Source organism: Bacillus sp. REN16 (assembly GCF_020731355.1).
In the GTDB taxonomy this organism is placed as follows: Bacteria; Bacillota; Bacilli; order Bacillales; family Bacillaceae_L; genus Ferdinandcohnia.
On the sequence record NZ_JAJFZK010000004.1, the window covers coordinates 103,959 to 122,065 of the forward strand.

The window sequence follows — 18,107 nt, forward strand, 5'->3', positions numbered from 1 at the left end:
TTTAATTGACGGTATAAGACAGTCCTAAATAAAGACCTTCATCATTCTCAAAATGATAAGAGTTCATGGATTTGGATTATTTTTTATACCTTAGTTTTCAATAGTGTAAAGCGTTTAAGTTTTTAGGTATTAAAGCAAAAATGCCAGCATGAAACTTGTAAAGATGTAACTTGAAAATTTTCAATATTCATAAACGTTGAAGAGGATAAGTAATCTTACGTTACGATATCAACAGAGAGCCGGAAATGGTGGAAGCCGGTGTTATCCCGTTAGATGAACTCACCTCAGAGTGTTAGCTTGAAATATTATTAAAGTAGGGCTAACCGGGTGCTTTACAACTCACCCGTTATCAAAATGAACAACAAACGTTGTTCCTCAAGGCGATCGTTTTTGATCGCGAACAAGGGTGGTACCGTGGAAAGTGATAAATGCCTTTTCACCCCTTCGACCAAGAAATTGGTCTAGTGGGTGGACTGGCATTTTCTGTTTTTATTAAAACATTTATTTACAATAAGGAAGGGATGTAAGAAAAAATGGGCTTAAATGCAAAAGTGGAAGAACAAACCAAAACTTCCTCAAAAATGAACGGTTCCCAAATGCTAATTGAAGCATTAAAGCGGGAAAATGTAGAAGTCATTTTTGGATATCCTGGCGGTGCTGTACTTAACATTTATGATAGTTTATATGATTCAGGTATTTTTCATGTCTTATCTAGACATGAACAAGGTGGAATACATGCAGCTGAAGGGTATGCGAGAATTTCAGGAAAACCAGGAGTCGTCATCGCTACTTCCGGACCAGGAGCTACAAATATAGTCACTGGATTAGCGGATGCTATGATTGATTCAATTCCACTTGTTGTATTTACAGGTCAGGTTGCATCATCAGTAATTGGTTCTGATGCATTCCAAGAAGCAGATGTGCTCGGAATCACAATGCCAATCACAAAACATAGCTATCAGGTTAGGGATGTGAAGGACCTACCAAAGATAATTAAGGAAGCATTTTATATCGCTACTTCTGGAAGACCAGGGCCTGTATTAATTGATATTCCAAAAGACATGACAGTACATGAAGCAGAATTTGACTACGATCAAGAAATTCATTTGCCTGGTTATCAGCCAACAATTCAGCCAAACCACTTACAAATTCGTAAGCTAGTAGAAGCAGTTAGCCAAGCGAAGAAACCAGTTATTCTAGCAGGAGCTGGGGTTATATTTGCAAAAGCAGCTAAAGAGTTAAGAGAATATGTAGAACAACAGCAGATCCCTTTAACCCATACACTTTTAGGTTTAGGCGGATTCCCGGCCGATCATCCGCTTTATCTTGGAATGGCAGGAATGCATGGAACATACACAGCTAACATGGCTTTACACGAATGTGACCTCTTGATCAGTATTGGAGCTAGATTTGATGACCGGGTTACGGGAAATCTGCAACATTTTGCTCCAAACGCAACTGTTGCACATATCGATATTGATCCTGCGGAAATTGGGAAAAACGTACCAACCAAAATTCCTGTTGTTGGGGATGCAAAGGAAGTTCTTAAAAGCTTAGTTCACCAAAATGGTAAGCCTGGGGAATCTCAGGAATGGAGAGATAAACTAGCGGGATGGAAGGCAGAATATCCACTTGTTTACAAACCATCAGAAGATGAACTAAAGCCACAAAAATTAATTGAACTTATTTATAAATATACAAAAGGCGAAGCGATTGTAACAACAGACGTAGGTCAGCACCAAATGTGGGCGGCTCAATACTATCATTTTACGAAGCCTAATCGTTGGGTAACCTCTGGTGGTTTAGGGACAATGGGCTTTGGATTACCATCAAGTATAGGAGCACAGCTTGCTGAAAAATCTTCAACTGTTGTTGCCATTCTTGGAGATGGCGGGTTCCAGATGACATCCCAAGAGCTTTCAGTCATTCAGGAACTAAATCTGCCAATTAAAATTATCATCCTTAATAACAAAGCTTTAGGAATGGTCAGACAATGGCAAGAACTTTTCTATAATGAAAGATACTCACATTCCTTAATCCCTAATCAGCCAGATTTTATGAAATTAGCTGATGCTTATGGAATTAAGGGAATGAAAGCTTCAAGTGACAAAGAAGCAGAACAAGTGTTGAAAGATGCTCTTGAATTTGAGGGACCAGTTCTTATGGACTTTAGTGTGACGCCTTTCGAAAATGTGTACCCAATGGTTGCAACAGGAAAGGGTCATCATGAAATGGTAGGTGTTAAGCTGTGAAAAGAATCATTACATTATTAGTAAATAACCGCGCGGGTGTACTTAATCGAATCACTGGCCTGTTAACAAAACGTCATTACAATATTGAAAGCATCACAGTGGGACATTCTGAAACTGAGGGGCTCTCTCGGATGACATTTGTCATTCATCTTGATGAAGAAACCGTTGTTGAACAAATTACAAAACAGTTAAACAAGCAAATCGATGTTATTAAGGTCATGGATATTACAAACCAAGCCATTGTGGCAAGAGAGTTAGCTCTTATTAAAGTAGCATCCAGTCCATCAAATAGAAATGAGATTTATAGCTTAATAGATCCTTTCCGTGCATCTATTATTGATGTAAGTAGGGATAGCCTAGTTATTCAAGTAACAGGCGAATCAGAAAAAATAGAAGTTTTAATTGACCTCTTAAAGCCATACGGTATCAAAGAAGTTGCTCGTACTGGCACAACAGCTTTCACAAGAGGTAACCAAAAAACAGCTTCAAATGCAAAGAATTATTCTATTGTTTAAGGGTTTAATCACATTACTATATATAATTTAATTCTAATAAGGGGAGATTTTAAAATGACAAAGGTATATTATAACGGAGATGTTAATGAGTTTGCTTTACAAAATAAGAAGGTTGCTATCATTGGTTATGGTTCACAAGGGCATGCACATGCACTTAACTTACGTGAAAGTGGTATTGAAGTAATTGTTGGTCTACGTCAAGGAAAATCGTATGAACAAGCAAAAAATGACGGACTTCCAGTATATTCAGTTAGTGAAGCTGCTGAGCAAGCGGACGTTGTAATGGTATTACTTCCAGATGAAAATCAACCAAAGGTTTATAAAGAAGAAATTGAGCCAGGTTTAAAACCAGGAAATGCATTAGTATTTGCACATGGCTTTAACATTCATTTTAGCCAAATCGTTCCTCCAAGCTTCGTAGATGTATTCCTAGTAGCTCCAAAAGGGCCAGGACATCTAGTACGCCGCACATATACTGAAGGTGCAGGAGTTCCAGCATTATTCGCGATTGAGCAAGACGTAACTGGAAATGCAAAAGAAGTAGCACTCGCATATGCAAAAGGTATTGGAGCAGCTAGAGCGGGTGTTCTAGAAACTACATTTAAAGAAGAAACTGAAACAGACCTATTCGGTGAGCAAGCAGTATTATGCGGCGGTACTTCTGCATTAGTTAAAGCAGGATTCGAAACATTAGTAGAAGCTGGATACCAGCCAGAAGTTGCATACTTTGAGTGTTTACATGAATTAAAACTAATCGTTGATTTAATGTACGAAGAAGGTTTAGCAGGAATGAGATATTCTATCTCCGACACAGCTCAGTGGGGAGATTTCGTAACTGGACCACGTATTGTTACTGACAGTGTGAAAGCAGAAATGAAGGAAGTATTAAAAGACATTCAAACTGGTAAATTTGCTAAAGGCTGGATACTAGAAAACCAAGCTAATCGTCCAGAATTTAATGCAATTAACAAACTTGAAGCTGAACACCAAATCGAAGTAGTGGGTAAAAAACTTCGTGCAATGATGCCATTTGTTAAACAAAGACAAGTGAAAGAAGTGGTGGGTTCCCGTGCGGAAAATTAATATTTTTGACACGACATTAAGAGATGGAGAACAGTCTGCTGGAGTTAATTTAAACCTACATGAAAAACTTGAAATAGCAAAGCAGCTGGAACGACTCAATGTGGATGTCATGGAGGCCGGATTCCCAGCTGCCTCTGATGGTGATTTTCAGTCAGTTAAACAAATTGCTGAAACCATCAAAAATGTTTCTGTTACGGGTTTAGCAAGAGCAGTACAAAGTGATATCGATGCTGCTTGGGGAGCATTACAGGGTGGAGCGGAGCCTCGTCTCCACACCTTTCTTGCTACATCCCCTATTCATAGAAAATATAAGCTAAGACAGACTCAAGACCAGGTCATTCAAACAGCAGTAGATAGTGTGAAATATGCATCCAAATTCTTCCCAATTATCCAATGGTCTGCTGAGGATGCGAGCCGAACTGAATTAGACTTCTTAGCAAAAATCATAAAAGAAGTGATTGATGCAGGAGCAAATGTTATTAATCTTCCAGATACAGTAGGTTATGGTACTCCGGAAGAATATGGAAAAATGTTTACTTATATCCTAAATAACGTACCGAATATTGACAAAGTAATACTATCTACTCACTGTCACGATGATCTTGGTATGGCTGTCTCCAATTCATTATCAGCTGTTGAGCGTGGTGTTTTACAGGTGGAAGGTACGATTAATGGGATTGGTGAGAGAGCGGGTAATGCATCACTAGAAGAAGTGGCAGTTGCTTTGCATATTCGTCAAGATTACTACCAAGCAAATACACGATTAAAGCTGGATGAAATTAAGCGTACAAGTGATTTAGTCAGTAAATTAACGGGTATGATTGTTCCTCCTAACAAAGCAGTAATCGGAAAAAATGCGTATGCACATGAATCGGGTATTCACCAAGATGGTGTGCTTAAGGAAAAAACGACGTATGAAATTATCACTCCGGAATTAGTAGGGGTTAAATCTAATTCAATGGTACTTGGAAAGCATTCTGGCAGGCACGCATTCCGCAATCGTATACTTGAGTTAGGATATACATTGGATGACGCGGAAGTTAATCGTGTATTCAAGTTATTTAAAGACTTAGCGGATAAAAAGAAAGAAATCACCGATGATGATTTAGTAACATTATTAGTCAATGAAAAGGTAGCAAATGTAGAGGATATGTATCAATTGACCTCCATGCAGGTACAATACGGTACAAACCAAATCCCGACTGCAACCATTACTTTAACAGACCGAGAAGGCAACCAAATCCAAGAAGCTGCCACAGGATCAGGAAGTGTTGAAGCACTTTATAACACACTTGAGCGTGCTTTTGGTATTTCAATTACTTTAGATGATTACCGAATCCAATCTGTTGGTGCAGGGCGAGATGCTCTTGCTGAAGTTTTTGTTAAGGTGAAAAATAACAATGCAGAAAGCAGCGGAAGAGGTTCGGCACAGGACGTGTTAGAAGCATCTGCTAAAGCATATGTTAATGCAGTAAATAGACTATTAGCCGTTGAAAAGAATAAGAAATTACTTGAAAAAGTTGGGGTATAAAAATAACTACTATTTTCAGTGTTGAAAAGACATAAAGAGGAGGAGTCAGGATGAAGAAAAGTATTGCCGTACTTCGTGGTGATGGCGTAGGAAAAGAAGTGACTAAAGGGGCAATAGAAGTGTTGAAGGCTGTAGCAGCACAATACAATCATGAGTTTACATTTCAACACGCTTTAATAGGTGGTGTAGCCATAGACACTGAAGGAACTCCTCTCCCAGCGGAAACACTGGAAGTATGTAAACAAAGTGATGCAGTATTACTAGGAGCTGTCGGAGGACCTAAATGGGATTCAAATCCTCCGCATCTCCGCCCTGAAAAAGGATTATTACAAATTCGAAAAGCATTGAATCTATATGCCAATGTAAGGCCTGTAACTTGTTTTAATAGCTTGCTAGATGCGTCTCCACTTAAACAAGAAGTCATCGAAAATGCAGATTTTGTCATTGTTAGAGAACTCACAGGTGGTCTTTACTTTGGAAAGCCAAGTGGAAGAACAATTGAAGATGGAGAGGAAGCAGCTGTTGATACTCTATCCTACAAGCGATCTGAAATGAAGCGGATCATAGAAAAAGCATTTGAAATGGCGATGTCAAGAAAGAAGAAAGTAACTTCTGTTGATAAAGCAAATGTATTGGAATCTAGCAGAATGTGGCGTGAGGTTGCTGAAGAAGTAGCAGTAGATTATCCAGATGTAACGTTAGAGCATATGCTTGTGGATAACGCTGCAATGCAACTTATTCGAAATCCTAGACAATTTGATGTTGTCGTAACTGAGAATATGTTTGGTGATATTTTAAGCGATGAAGCTTCAATGCTAACGGGATCGCTTGGAATGCTGCCTTCAGCAAGTTTATCTACTAATGGACCAAGTCTTTATGAACCAATTCACGGTTCTGCACCTGATATAGCTGGTAAGGATATTGCGAATCCAATCGCTACCGTTTTATCGGCTGCAATGCTATTGCGTTTATCATTCGGTTTAGAAGAAGAAGCAAACGCTGTGGAAAAAGCGGTAGATGAAGTATTAGCATCTGGGTACCGGACTGCAGATATTGCAGATACACAACAAAGAGCAATTTCAACAACTGAAATGGTGGAAAAAATTAAAGAGGCCTTAGTTGAAGACGGGGCGATTTCTAATATTATGTCTGCTTATGCTTAAGACCTTTTTTAAAAAGCTGCATAGCAACACCCACTAGAGAGCTCGGTTTATACCGAGCTTGTCTTTTCAAAAAAAGTGAAAAAGGAGGATGAAGATACTAATGGCACCGAAAACAATTATCGAAAAAATATGGGATCAACACATTATCAATCATGAAGAGGGGAAACCAAGCCTACTCTACATTGACTTACATCTAGTCCATGAAGTAACTTCTCCGCAGGCCTTTGAAGGATTACGTTTAAAGAATAGAAAAGTTAGAAGACCAGATTTGACCTTTGCAACTATGGACCATAACGTACCTACAACGAGTGATCGCTTCCAAACAAAGGATGAAATTGCGGCTAAACAGATGAGTGCTTTAGAAAAAAACTGTAAGGAATTTAACGTTCCTCTTGCAGACCTATATAGCCCTGAACAAGGGATTGTTCACGTAATTGGACCTGAACTGGGATTAACTCAACCAGGAAAAACTATTGTATGTGGAGATAGTCATACATCTACACATGGTGCATTTGGAGCGATAGCGTTTGGAATTGGGACAAGTGAGGTTGAACATGTTCTTGCAACACAAACATTATGGCAACAAAAGCCGAAAACCATGCAGGTAAATGTAGTTGGAACTCTATCACCTGGTGTTTATGCAAAGGATGTTATTCTATCAATTATCCACAAATTTGGCATTGATTTTGGAACAGGCCATGTCATTGAATATACTGGTGAAGCTATTCGAAGCATGTCTATGGAAGAAAGAATGACAATTTGCAATATGTCCATTGAAGGTGGAGCAAAAGCTGGTTTAATTAGCCCAGATGAAACGACATTCTCCTATTTAAAAGGAAGAAAACATAGTCCGGCTGGAGCTGATTTTGATGCCTCTGTTGAAAAATGGAAGCAGCTTGCAACTGATGAAGGTGCCGTTTTCGATGCAGTTCTAGAAATTCATGCGGATGAAATTTTACCAACTGTTACATGGGGAACAAACCCATCTATGAGTGTAACGATTGAGGATACTGTTCCATTCCCAGAGGATTTCAAAAGGGAAGTTGATAAAAAATCTGCAGAGCGTGCCTATGAATATATGGAACTTGCTCCAGGAACGCCTATTAACGAAATTGAAATTCAGCATGTCTTTATTGGTTCTTGTACAAATTCACGAATTGGTGATCTACGGGAAGCTGCCGACATCATTCGTGGACAAAAAGTATCTCCTAACGTACGTGCTTTAGTCGTTCCGGGCTCTCAACAAGTTAAGATACAAGCAGAAAAAGAAGGTCTTGCGGATGTATTCCGTGAAGCAGGCTTTGAGTGGCGTGATGCAGGATGCAGTATGTGCTTAAGTATGAACCCTGACGTTGTACCTGCTGGTGAAAGATGTGCTTCTACATCAAATCGTAACTTTGAGGGACGACAAGGAAAGGGCGCTCGTACTCACTTGGTCAGTCCAGCAATGGCAGCGGCGGCTGCGATTTATGGGAAATTCGTTGATGTACGAAAAATTCAAAAAGTAGCAGCAGGAGAGGAGGCATAATCATGGAACCATTTATCACACATCAAGGTAAAGTTGCAGGAATGGATCGAAATAATGTGGATACAGACCAAATTATTCCAAAGCAATTTTTAAAGAGTATTGAAAGAACTGGGTTTGGAAAATATGCCTTTTTCGATTGGCGCTTTGAGGCGGATGGAAGCCCAAATCCAAATTTTGAATTAAACCGTAAGGAAAACGAGGGTGCATCCATTCTCGTTGCGAATGAAAATTTTGGTTGCGGATCATCACGTGAACATGCACCATGGGCATTGAATGACTATGGATTTAAAGCAATCCTTGCTCCTTCTTTTGCAGATATTTTCTATAATAACTGTTTAAAGAACGGAATGCTTCCAATCGTTTTAGAGAAAAAGGTAATTGAGTATCTATTAAAAGAAGCTAATGATGCTAGTTTTGAATGCACAATTTCTTTAGAGGAACAAACAATTGTTGATTCAAAAGGATTTAAAATAGAATTCTCAATCGATTCCTATTGGAAGGAAATGCTCATTAATGGCTGGGATGAGATAGATAAAACATTATCTTATGAGCAACAAATAACAGAGCACGAACTTAAAACAGCGAACTAAAATTGTAGACAAAGCTATTTCCGGCTTTGTCTATATTTTTTTCGTTTAAGAGACACGCTATTGTTTTCTCATTTCTACATTGGTAAACTTATAACTCAAGTAGAAAATCGAATTTGGGGTCAGAAAACTCTATGGATAAACAAAAAAAAGATCAAAAACAAGATAAAATTATTCTTTTTCCTAAACTTAAAGAAAGATTGATGGAAAAAGGACTTGAAGCTTTAACGAATAAAAAATTCAGTGAAGCTCTAACTTTTTTGACACAGGCTCAGGAGTTTGAACGAGGCAACCATGAAATAGAACTGGGAATCGTCATTTGCCTTTTTGAAATGGGAGAATTAGAGCAAGCAAAAGAGAATTGTTTAGTTATGTTAAAAGAGGATGTTGGGGATTATTTTCATGTGCTGCAAATTTATGTGACAATCCTTATCCAGCTCGGACAATATGATGAAGTGAAAACAACAATCGAGGCAGTGCTTGACGAAGATGCAGTCCCTCCCGAGTATTATGATAATCTGTTTCAGTTGCTGGAGCTAAGCAAACGAATGCTGGGTGGAGAGCGGCACGAACAGGCTGAAAACTTAAATGAAGAAATAAAAAATCAGCTTCAAAACTCCTTATATAATGAAGGAAATATTGGAAACCAAATAGCCATTATTCAATCTCTGAAGGAACTAAATATTCGAAAATACATCGATCTTCTTGTTCCGTTTTTATCAATACCGGAGAATCATCCGATTGTAAAAACTATTATCATTCAGCTGCTTGTTACAAACCAGGTAGATCTTGAGATGGAGGTGGAGAAATTAGGGGCAACAATAATGGTGAACCCCCGTGATCTTGTTGACCCATCAATGTCTCCTTTTACAATTCAGGTTCTAACTATTTTGGAAGAGCAATTGCAAAATGAGAATCCTACTCTTTTCGAAACAGCAAAAGAGATATGGCTTCAACATCTCTTCGTTCTTTATCCTTTCACATTAGAGGAGGAGGATCCTTCCATGTATGCAGCAGCCCTACATTTATATAGCGCAGAATTGCACGGAATGGAGATTGAAAATCGCACACTAGAGCAAATTTATGGTGTAAGTTTGTTTGAACTTAAGCAGACTCTTGAAAAAATAGAACAAATAGAGGGTTTTTCTTATATGGAATAAAATAATAGAAACTCGTTATTTTATAATAGAGTGCAGTTGGGTAAACTTTCTAACAATATAATCATAATTCTATATGTTGAAAGGTGCCTATTCTATGTTATAATGTAATGGTTGTAAAATACTAGGTTACCGACATATGGTAATAGTGATCCAATTTACATATCGGAAAAAATAGTTAGTAAATAGATAGTTGGAGGGAAAGAATTATGTCCGCAAAGTGGGAAAAATTAGAAGGAAACCAAGGTGTCTTAACCATTGAGGTTGACGCTGAAACATTTAACCAAGGGCTTGACGATGCATTTAAAAAGGTAGTTAAGCAAGTAAACGTACCTGGATTCCGTAAAGGTAAAATGCCTCGTGGAATGTTTGAAAAACGTTTTGGTGTTGAATCATTATACCAAGATGCTTTAGATATTCTTCTTCCAGATGCATATGAAAGTGCAATTAAAGAAACTGGAATTGAGCCAGTTGACCGTCCAGAAGTTGACGTTGAGCAAATCGAAAAAGGTAAAAACCTTATTTTCACTGCTAAAGTAACTGTTAAGCCAGAAGTTAAGCTTGGCGACTACAAAGGCCTTGAAGTTGAAAAACTTGATGACACTGTAACTGACGAAGAAGTTGATGAAGAAATCAAGCAATTACAAGAGCGCAATGCTGAACTTGTTGTTAAAGAAGAAGGTAATATTGAAGAGGGTGACACAGTTGTTCTTGACTTCGAAGGTTTCGTTGATGGAGAAGCATTCGAAGGCGGAAAAGCTGAAAACTACTCATTAGAAATTGGTTCAGGCTCATTCATCCCTGGTTTCGAGGAGCAATTAGTTGGTGTAGCTGCTGGAGCTGAAAAAGATGTGGAAGTAACATTCCCGGAAGAATACCATGCTGAAAATCTAGCAGGTAAGCCAGCTACGTTCAAAGTGAAAATTCACGAAATCAAAGGAAAAGAGCTTCCTGAATTAGATGATGAGTTTGCAAAAGATGTAGACGATGAAGTTGAAACATTAGATGAGTTAAAAGCTAAAACAAGAACTCGCTTAGAAGAAACCAAAAAGCGTGATGCTGAAAATAGCCTTAAAGATACTTTAATCGAAAAAGCATCTGAAAATGCGGAAATCGATATTCCAGAAGCGATGATTGATACCGAATTAGACCGTATGCTTCGTGAATTCGAACAACGTTTACAAATGCAAGGTATGAATCTTGACCTTTACTTCCAATTCTCAGGTCAAGATGAAAATGCATTACGTGAACAAATGAAGGAAGATGCTGGCAAGCGCGTACGTGTTAACTTAACATTGGAAGCAATTGCTAAGGCTGAAAACATCGAGGTTTCTGAAGAAGAAATTAATGCAGAACTTGAAAACATGTCTACAATGTACGGAGTGCCAGCAGATCAAATTACACAAATGATCGGTGGCATTGACGGCGTAAAAGAAGATTTAAAAATAAGAAAAGCAATCGATTTTCTTGTGGAAAATAGCAAAAGTGTTGCATAATAATAAATAAGGGAATATCAAGGCGCGATATGATCGTGCCTTGTTTTATACCCAAAACATGGAAGTCGTACATACAATAAGCATTTGGTAGTAGTTTTATTCTAACAAAACTGGGAACACTTAAAAGGAGGGCGAAGGTAGCACACGTTTCACTAGGCGTTTTCTTTTCCAACCGGACATACTTACATAATGAGCAAGAGAGTTATTATTACCTATCTGAACAAGAAATATGGTACAATGTGCAATACATAACGATTTAGAAATTTTCGAACGAATGGTATGGGGCCAAAGTTCAAACCAAACTGACTAAGTAAATAGAAAGTTGGTTTAATGTAGAGAGAAGAAACAATAAGGGGTGACATGATGTTTAAATTTAATGATGAAAAAGGACAACTAAAATGTTCTTTTTGTGGTAAAACGCAAGATCAGGTTCGTAAATTAGTCGCAGGACCTGGCGTTTATATATGCGATGAATGTATCGAACTATGTACTGAAATCGTTGAAGAGGAATTAGGTACGGAGGAAGAAGTAGAATTTAAAGATGTACCGAAACCAAAGGAAATTAGAGAAATTCTAGATGAATATGTAATTGGTCAAGACTCAGCAAAGAAATCCCTCGCTGTCGCTGTGTATAACCACTACAAGCGGATTAATTCAAACAGCAAAATTGATGATGTTGAATTATCTAAAAGTAATATTTGTATGATTGGGCCAACTGGTAGTGGTAAAACATTACTTGCTCAAACATTGGCTCGTATTTTAAATGTGCCATTTGCCATTGCGGATGCGACTTCTTTAACAGAGGCTGGATATGTTGGTGAGGATGTAGAAAACATTCTTCTAAAGCTAATCCAAGCTGCTGATTATGATGTTGAAAAAGCGGAAAAAGGTATCATTTATATTGATGAAATCGATAAGGTAGCACGTAAATCAGAAAATCCATCGATTACAAGAGATGTTTCCGGTGAAGGTGTTCAGCAGGCACTTTTAAAAATTCTTGAAGGAACCGTGGCAAGTGTACCTCCACAGGGTGGAAGAAAGCATCCACATCAAGAATTTATTCAAATTGATACAACAAATATCTTGTTTATTTGTGGTGGAGCATTTGACGGAATTGAACAAATCATTAAGCGTCGTCTTGGTAAAAAAGTAATTGGATTTGGCTCTAACATTGTGGAAGAAGAATTAGACCAAAAATCATTACTTTCTAAGTCACTGCCAGAAGATTTATTAAAATTCGGATTAATCCCTGAATTTATTGGTCGTCTTCCAGTTATTGCAAGTCTTCAGCCATTAGATGAGGACGCGTTAGTAGAAATTCTAACCAAACCTAAGAATGCCCTAGTGAAGCAATATCAAAAAATGCTTGAGTTAGATGAGGTAGAGCTGGATTTCGAAGATGATGCCCTAATTGAAATTGCGAAAAAAGCAATTGAACGTAAAACGGGAGCACGTGGTTTACGCTCCATTATTGAAGGTATCATGCTAGATGTGATGTTTGATCTTCCATCAAGAGATGATATTAAAAAATGTATTATTACAGCAGAAACAGTTTCAAAAAACACATCACCAAAGCTTCTTTTGGATGATGGAACAATCGTAGAAAATACGGAAATCTCCGCATAATAGGAAAATCCCGAGGTCATGTTGGATCTCGGGATTTTTTATGTCCGCATGTGCAGGTCAACAGCAAGTTACGTTCTTAGTCTTTGATCTTAGTACGAAAAATCCGTCAAAATTGGTTTATTCCACCTTTACTCAGGAGATAATAGCAGATAGTAGTCTATCTTTGCGAGCAGGAGGAATAATATGAGTTGGACAGGTATTGTTTTATTCGTACAGCTTTTCTTTGGAGTGATCATCGGGCTTTATTTTTGGAATCTCCTTAAAAACCAGCGAACTCAAAAGGTATCTATAGATAAAGAATCTAGAAAAGAAATGGAGCAACTCCGGAAAATGAGGTCCATTTCCTTAACAGAACCTCTAGCCGAGAGAGTACGACCAACTAGTTTTTCAGATATCGTTGGCCAAGAGGATGGCATCAAGTCATTAAAGGCCGCATTATGTGGACCAAATCCTCAGCATGTCATTATTTATGGACCACCTGGAGTAGGTAAGACAGCTGCAGCCCGTCTAGTGATGGAGGAAGCAAAACGCAATTCAAAATCCCCTTTTAAGCAATCAGCTGTCTTTGTAGAATTAGATGCAACAACGGCAAGATTTGATGAACGTGGAATTGCAGACCCATTAATCGGCTCTGTTCATGATCCGATTTATCAAGGGGCAGGTGCAATGGGGCAAGCGGGTATACCACAGCCTAAGCCCGGTGCAGTTACTCATGCGCATGGCGGAGTATTATTCATTGATGAAATTGGAGAGCTTCATCCGATACAAATGAATAAAATGCTTAAGGTATTGGAGGATCGTAAGGTATTTCTTGAAAGTGCGTATTACAGTGAGGAAAATACGCAAATCCCTACACATATACATGATATTTTTAAAAATGGATTACCAGCTGATTTTCGAATGATTGGTGCAACAACGAGAACGCCAAATGAGCTCCCACCAGCAATTCGTTCGCGTTGTCTTGAAGTATTTTTCCGTGAATTGGATCAAGATGAGTTAGCCGTTGTGACAAGAAAAGCGCTTGAAAAAGTGAGAATGGAAGCAACAGAAAAAGGTGTTGCTACACTTGCCTCCTATGCACGCAATGGACGTGAAGTCGTTAACATGGTTCAAATCGCAGCAGGTATTGCGATTTCCGAGGACCGGGATTTTATTAAGGATGAGGATATTGAATGGGTGCTCCATTCCAGCCAGTTAACTCCTCGATATGATAAAAAGATTTATCCAAGCGCAAGAGTAGGACTTGTTAACGGACTAGCCGTATATGGACCCAATACGGGTGCACTGTTAGAAATTGAGGTAACAGTCATTCCCGCCGCAAAAGATAAAGGAACCATTAACATCACAGGTATTGTGGAAGAAGAAAGTATTGGGGACCGCGGAAAGTCCATTCGAAGAAAAAGTATGGCGAAGGGCTCGATTGAAAATGTGATTACGGTCCTTCGTTCAATGGGCGTGCCAGCACATGATTATGACATCCATGTTAACTTTCCAGGTGGAATTCCAATTGACGGACCATCTGCTGGAATAGCAATGGCAACAGGTATCTATTCGGCAATTCATAAGTTCCCAGTTGATCATAAGGTTGCAATGACAGGAGAAATCAGTATTCACGGGAATGTAAAACCTATCGGTGGAGTTGTACCGAAAATAAAGGCAGCGAAACAAGCCGGAGCAAACAAGGTCATCATTCCAGAAGAGAACATGCAATCCATCTTAAAGGAAATTGAAGGAATTGAAATTATTCCTGTGACAAACCTTGAACAAGTGTTTGAGATTGCGATTGAAACACCAGAACGCCAAAAGCAATCCAAGCAATCAATCATTCCGGCCACGACGACGTATTCAAAGACAGAATCAGTTTAAAATAAGAAGACTTCGACATACTAAAAAGGAGCGTCGAAGTCTTTTTTTTTAATGTACATAGTTTTTAATGTCTGGCTCCAGCGCCTAGCCCCTCGAGGTCACAAGCCAATCGCTTCTGAAGGCAAAAAACGCCTTCTGTCAGCGCTCGTCTTGTGCTTGTCGGGGCTGAGCAAGGCGCTTGCGCTTTTCTTATAAATAGACACTAGCTTTCAAATAAGATAAAATTTACATTTAAGAACTATATTCAATTTTGAGGTGTTTAACAATGACAAGAAAAAAAGAAATCATTGTTCCTCTTTTACCACTTCGCGGATTACTCGTCTATCCTACAATGGTGTTGCACCTGGATGTTGGCCGTGACAAATCGGTGCAAGCATTGGAAAAAGCGATGGTAGAAGACCATATCATTTTTTTAACTACCCAAAAAGATGTCGCAATTGACGATCCTACAAAGGATGATATTTATAACATAGGAACATTAACGCAAGTAAAACAAATGCTAAAGCTTCCAAACGGGACAATACGTGTATTAGTTGAAGGACTTTACCGTGCAGAAATTAAGGAAGTCTATGACAAAGATAGCTATTATTCAGTAAAAGTAAAGACATTTGAAGAAGACGAGACAAAGGATGTTGAAGCAGAAGCACTCATGCGCATGATGCTTGAGTATTTCGAACAATACATAAAGCTTTCAAAGAAAATTTCAGCCGAAACATATACTTCTGTAACAGATATTGAAGAACCGGGGAGAATGGCAGATATTATTGCTTCTCATATTCCTCTTAAACTTCAAGAAAAACAGGATATCTTGGAAACAATCGATGTTCGTGACAGAATGAATAAAGTGATTACGATCATCAATAATGAAAAAGAAGTCTTAAGTCTCGAAAAGAAAATTGGTCAGCGTGTGAAGCGCTCGATGGAAAGAACCCAAAAGGAATACTATCTGCGTGAACAAATGAAGGCAATCCAAAAGGAATTAGGGGACAAAGAAGGTAAAACGGGTGAAGTAACGTCTCTTAAAGAAAAAATAGAAGCAGCAGGAATGCCTGAGCATATAAAGCAAGTCGCATTAAAGGAACTAGACCGTTACGAAAAAATTCCGCAAACATCTGCAGAAAGTGCAGTGATTCGGAATTATATTGAATGGCTGTTAGCACTGCCGTGGACAAAAGCCACAGAAGACCGCCTCGATATTCATCGTGCGGAAGAAATACTGGAGACAGACCATTTTGGACTGGATAAAGTCAAAGAAAGAGTCCTTGAATACCTAGCTGTTCAACAGTTAACAAATTCATTGAAAGGACCCATTTTATGTTTGGCTGGGCCTCCAGGAGTCGGTAAAACCTCTTTGGCTAAATCAGTGGCCAAATCACTTGGACGAAATTTCGTACGAATTTCGCTTGGAGGTGTTCGTGATGAATCTGAAATTAGAGGACATCGCAGAACATATGTCGGTGCAATGCCTGGTCGCATTATTCAAGGGATGAAAAAGGCAGGAACGATCAATCCAGTGTTCTTATTAGATGAAATTGATAAGATGTCAAATGATTTTAGAGGAGATCCTTCATCAGCGATGCTTGAAGTATTGGATCCTGAACAAAACTTTAACTTCAGTGACCATTTCATTGAGGAGCCATATGATTTATCGAAGGTTATGTTTATCGCGACGGCAAATAATTTAGCTACAATTCCTGGACCGCTTCGTGATCGTATGGAAATTATCACGATCGCAGGTTATACGGAGCTTGAAAAGGTTCATATTGCCAAAGATCATTTATTGCCAAAGCAGCTTGAAGAGCATGGATTAACGAAAGGAAAACTACAAATTCGTGAAGATGCTCTGCTAAACATTATTCGTTATTATACAAGAGAAGCAGGTGTTCGCGGACTCGAACGCCAGATTGCGAAAGTCTGTCGTAAGGTTGCGAAAATTATTGTGTCAGGTGAAAAGAAACGAGTTGTCATAACGGATAAAAATGTTGTTGAATTTTTAGGCAAACAGGTATTTCGCTATGGTCAAGCTGAAATCGAGGACCAAGTGGGTGTAGCAACAGGACTTGCATATACCGTATTTGGCGGTGATACACTCTCAATCGAGGTTTCCATAGCACCGGGTAAAGGAAAGCTTGTCCTGACCGGTAAGCTTGGGGACGTTATGAAGGAATCTGCACAAGCAGCATTTAGTTATATCCGATCTAAAGCGGAAGAATTAAATATTGATCCGGATTTTAATGAGAAAAATGATATTCATCTCCACGTCCCAGAGGGTGCTGTGCCTAAGGATGGGCCTTCAGCGGGTATTACAATTGCAACTGCGCTTATATCGGCTTTAACCGGAAGGGCTGTACGTAAGGAAGTCGGAATGACTGGTGAAATTACGCTAAGAGGACGTGTTTTACCAATTGGCGGTTTGAAAGAAAAATCACTTAGTGCTCATCGTGCAGGGTTAACAAAAATCCTATTTCCAAAAGAAAACGAAAAGGATCTTGAGGATATCCCTGAAAGTGTGAGAGAAGATGTGGAATTTGTTCCGGTTTCACATTTAGATGAAGTCTTAAAACATGCGTTAATCGAGGAGAAAAAATGAAAGTAACAAGTGCAGATATCGTTATAAGTGCAGTAAGACCGGATCAATATCCTGAAGGAGATTTACCTGAATTTGCAATGGCAGGACGTTCGAATGTTGGCAAATCCTCTTTTATAAATAAAATGCTTAATCGTAAAGCTCTGGCTCGTACGTCATCAAAGCCTGGCAAAACCCAAACGTTAAATTTTTTCCTAATTAATGAACTCCTATATTTTGTAGATGTTCCAGGTTATGGATATGCCAAGGTATCAAAATCAGAAAGAGCTGCATGGGGGAAAATGATTGAAACGTACTTAACAACACGTGAACCACTTAAAGCAGTTGTTCTCATAGTTGATTTACGCCACCCGCCATCAAGTGATGATGTACTGATGTATGATTTTGCAAAGCATTACGATATACCAGTCATCGTAATTGCGACTAAAGCAGATAAAATCCCAAAAGGAAAATGGGATAAACATCTAAAGGTGGTTCGCGAGACACTGGAGCTTGAGCCAGACGATCACCTCATTAAATTTTCATCAGAAACGGGTCTAGGAAAGGAAGAGGCCTGGACCGTTTTACAATCATATATGAAATAGGAAAACAGCTAAGGCATTTTTGCTTTAGCTGTTTTTTTGAGCAGAAACCGTGTCGATGCACATTTTAAAGAATTATAAAGAAACAAAGGGATTTAAGGGTGATTTTACCGATTTGGTTATATGAAGGGGTTT

13 protein-coding genes and 1 other annotated feature are annotated in these 18,107 nt (G+C 38.7%); all 13 genes read left to right on the forward strand.

The window, feature by feature from the left end; translation table 11 throughout:
- Nucleotides 1-187 precede the first annotated feature (187 nt).
- Nucleotides 188-447, forward strand: a binding site (T-box leader).
- A gap of 86 nt (nucleotides 448-533) precedes the next feature.
- The 13 genes from ilvB to yihA all read left to right on the forward strand — a co-directional run bounded on the left by ilvB (nucleotide 534) and on the right by yihA (nucleotide 17,975).
- Complete coding sequence (gene ilvB / locus LKW28_RS06165) at nucleotides 534-2,252, forward strand: acetolactate synthase large subunit (RefSeq protein ID WP_229139474.1); 1,719 nt, start codon at nucleotides 534-536, stop codon at nucleotides 2,250-2,252.
- On the forward strand, nucleotides 2,249-2,767 hold the full coding sequence (gene ilvN, locus LKW28_RS06170) for an acetolactate synthase small subunit (RefSeq protein WP_229139475.1): 519 nt from the start codon (nucleotides 2,249-2,251) through the stop codon (nucleotides 2,765-2,767). Before ilvB ends, ilvN begins: the two co-directional genes overlap by 4 nt.
- Nucleotides 2,768-2,821: 54 nt before the next feature.
- Complete coding sequence (gene ilvC, locus LKW28_RS06175; RefSeq protein WP_229139476.1) at nucleotides 2,822-3,850, forward strand: ketol-acid reductoisomerase; 1,029 nt, start codon at nucleotides 2,822-2,824, stop codon at nucleotides 3,848-3,850.
- Nucleotides 3,837-5,381: a 2-isopropylmalate synthase gene (locus LKW28_RS06180; protein WP_229139477.1), complete on the forward strand. Its 1,545-nt coding sequence runs from the start codon at nucleotides 3,837-3,839 to the stop codon at nucleotides 5,379-5,381. The genes ilvC and LKW28_RS06180 overlap by 14 nt, the downstream gene beginning before the upstream one ends.
- Before the next feature lie 50 nt (nucleotides 5,382-5,431).
- Nucleotides 5,432-6,544, forward strand: coding sequence for a 3-isopropylmalate dehydrogenase (gene leuB, locus LKW28_RS06185; protein ID WP_229139478.1), 1,113 nt, complete (start codon nucleotides 5,432-5,434; stop codon nucleotides 6,542-6,544).
- A 100-nt stretch (nucleotides 6,545-6,644) separates the two neighbouring features.
- The gene (gene leuC / locus LKW28_RS06190; protein WP_229139479.1) at nucleotides 6,645-8,072 is read left to right on the forward strand and encodes a 3-isopropylmalate dehydratase large subunit; all 1,428 of its coding nucleotides are present in this window, start codon (nucleotides 6,645-6,647) and stop codon (nucleotides 8,070-8,072) included.
- A gap of 2 nt (nucleotides 8,073-8,074) precedes the next feature.
- Nucleotides 8,075-8,662: a 3-isopropylmalate dehydratase small subunit gene (gene leuD, locus LKW28_RS06195; protein WP_229139480.1), complete on the forward strand. Its 588-nt coding sequence runs from the start codon at nucleotides 8,075-8,077 to the stop codon at nucleotides 8,660-8,662.
- 131 nt (nucleotides 8,663-8,793) lie between these two features.
- Nucleotides 8,794-9,819 carry a tetratricopeptide repeat protein gene (locus LKW28_RS06200; RefSeq protein WP_229139481.1) on the forward strand — a complete coding sequence of 342 codons (1,026 nt, stop codon included), beginning with the start codon at nucleotides 8,794-8,796 and terminating at the stop codon, nucleotides 9,817-9,819.
- Nucleotides 9,820-10,025: 206 nt separating this feature from the next.
- The gene (tig, locus tag LKW28_RS06205; RefSeq protein ID WP_229139482.1) at nucleotides 10,026-11,312 is read left to right on the forward strand and encodes a trigger factor; all 1,287 of its coding nucleotides are present in this window, start codon (nucleotides 10,026-10,028) and stop codon (nucleotides 11,310-11,312) included.
- 363 nt (nucleotides 11,313-11,675) lie between these two features.
- Nucleotides 11,676-12,938: an ATP-dependent protease ATP-binding subunit ClpX gene (gene clpX / locus LKW28_RS06210; RefSeq protein WP_229139483.1), complete on the forward strand. Its 1,263-nt coding sequence runs from the start codon at nucleotides 11,676-11,678 to the stop codon at nucleotides 12,936-12,938.
- Between the two features lie 183 nt (nucleotides 12,939-13,121).
- Nucleotides 13,122-14,804: an ATP-dependent protease LonB gene (gene lonB, locus LKW28_RS06215; RefSeq protein ID WP_229139484.1), complete on the forward strand. Its 1,683-nt coding sequence runs from the start codon at nucleotides 13,122-13,124 to the stop codon at nucleotides 14,802-14,804.
- 265 nt (nucleotides 14,805-15,069) lie between these two features.
- Entirely contained in the window at nucleotides 15,070-17,394 is a 2,325-nt protein-coding gene (gene lon, locus LKW28_RS06220; RefSeq protein WP_229139485.1) for an endopeptidase La, read from the forward strand.
- Complete coding sequence (yihA, locus tag LKW28_RS06225) at nucleotides 17,391-17,975, forward strand: ribosome biogenesis GTP-binding protein YihA/YsxC (RefSeq protein WP_229139486.1); 585 nt, start codon at nucleotides 17,391-17,393, stop codon at nucleotides 17,973-17,975. The genes lon and yihA overlap by 4 nt, the downstream gene beginning before the upstream one ends.
- The last annotated feature ends 132 nt before the right edge of the window (nucleotides 17,976-18,107 follow it).

Bases quoted from the DNA above. Each gene is read 5' to 3' on its own strand.
- ilvB (WP_229139474.1), top strand. From the start codon at position 534: ATGGGCTTAAATGCAAAAGTGGAAGAACAAACCAAAACTTCCTCAAAA.
- ilvC (WP_229139476.1), top strand. From the start codon at position 2,822: ATGACAAAGGTATATTATAACGGAGATGTTAATGAGTTTGCTTTACAA.
- leuB (WP_229139478.1), top strand. From the start codon at position 5,432: ATGAAGAAAAGTATTGCCGTACTTCGTGGTGATGGCGTAGGAAAAGAA.
- leuC (WP_229139479.1), top strand. From the start codon at position 6,645: ATGGCACCGAAAACAATTATCGAAAAAATATGGGATCAACACATTATC.
- leuD (WP_229139480.1), top strand. From the start codon at position 8,075: ATGGAACCATTTATCACACATCAAGGTAAAGTTGCAGGAATGGATCGA.
- LKW28_RS06200 (WP_229139481.1), top strand. From the start codon at position 8,794: ATGGATAAACAAAAAAAAGATCAAAAACAAGATAAAATTATTCTTTTT.
- tig (WP_229139482.1), top strand. From the start codon at position 10,026: ATGTCCGCAAAGTGGGAAAAATTAGAAGGAAACCAAGGTGTCTTAACC.
- clpX (WP_229139483.1), top strand. From the start codon at position 11,676: ATGTTTAAATTTAATGATGAAAAAGGACAACTAAAATGTTCTTTTTGT.
- lonB (WP_229139484.1), top strand. From the start codon at position 13,122: ATGAGTTGGACAGGTATTGTTTTATTCGTACAGCTTTTCTTTGGAGTG.
- lon (WP_229139485.1), top strand. From the start codon at position 15,070: ATGACAAGAAAAAAAGAAATCATTGTTCCTCTTTTACCACTTCGCGGA.
- yihA (WP_229139486.1), top strand. From the start codon at position 17,391: ATGAAAGTAACAAGTGCAGATATCGTTATAAGTGCAGTAAGACCGGAT.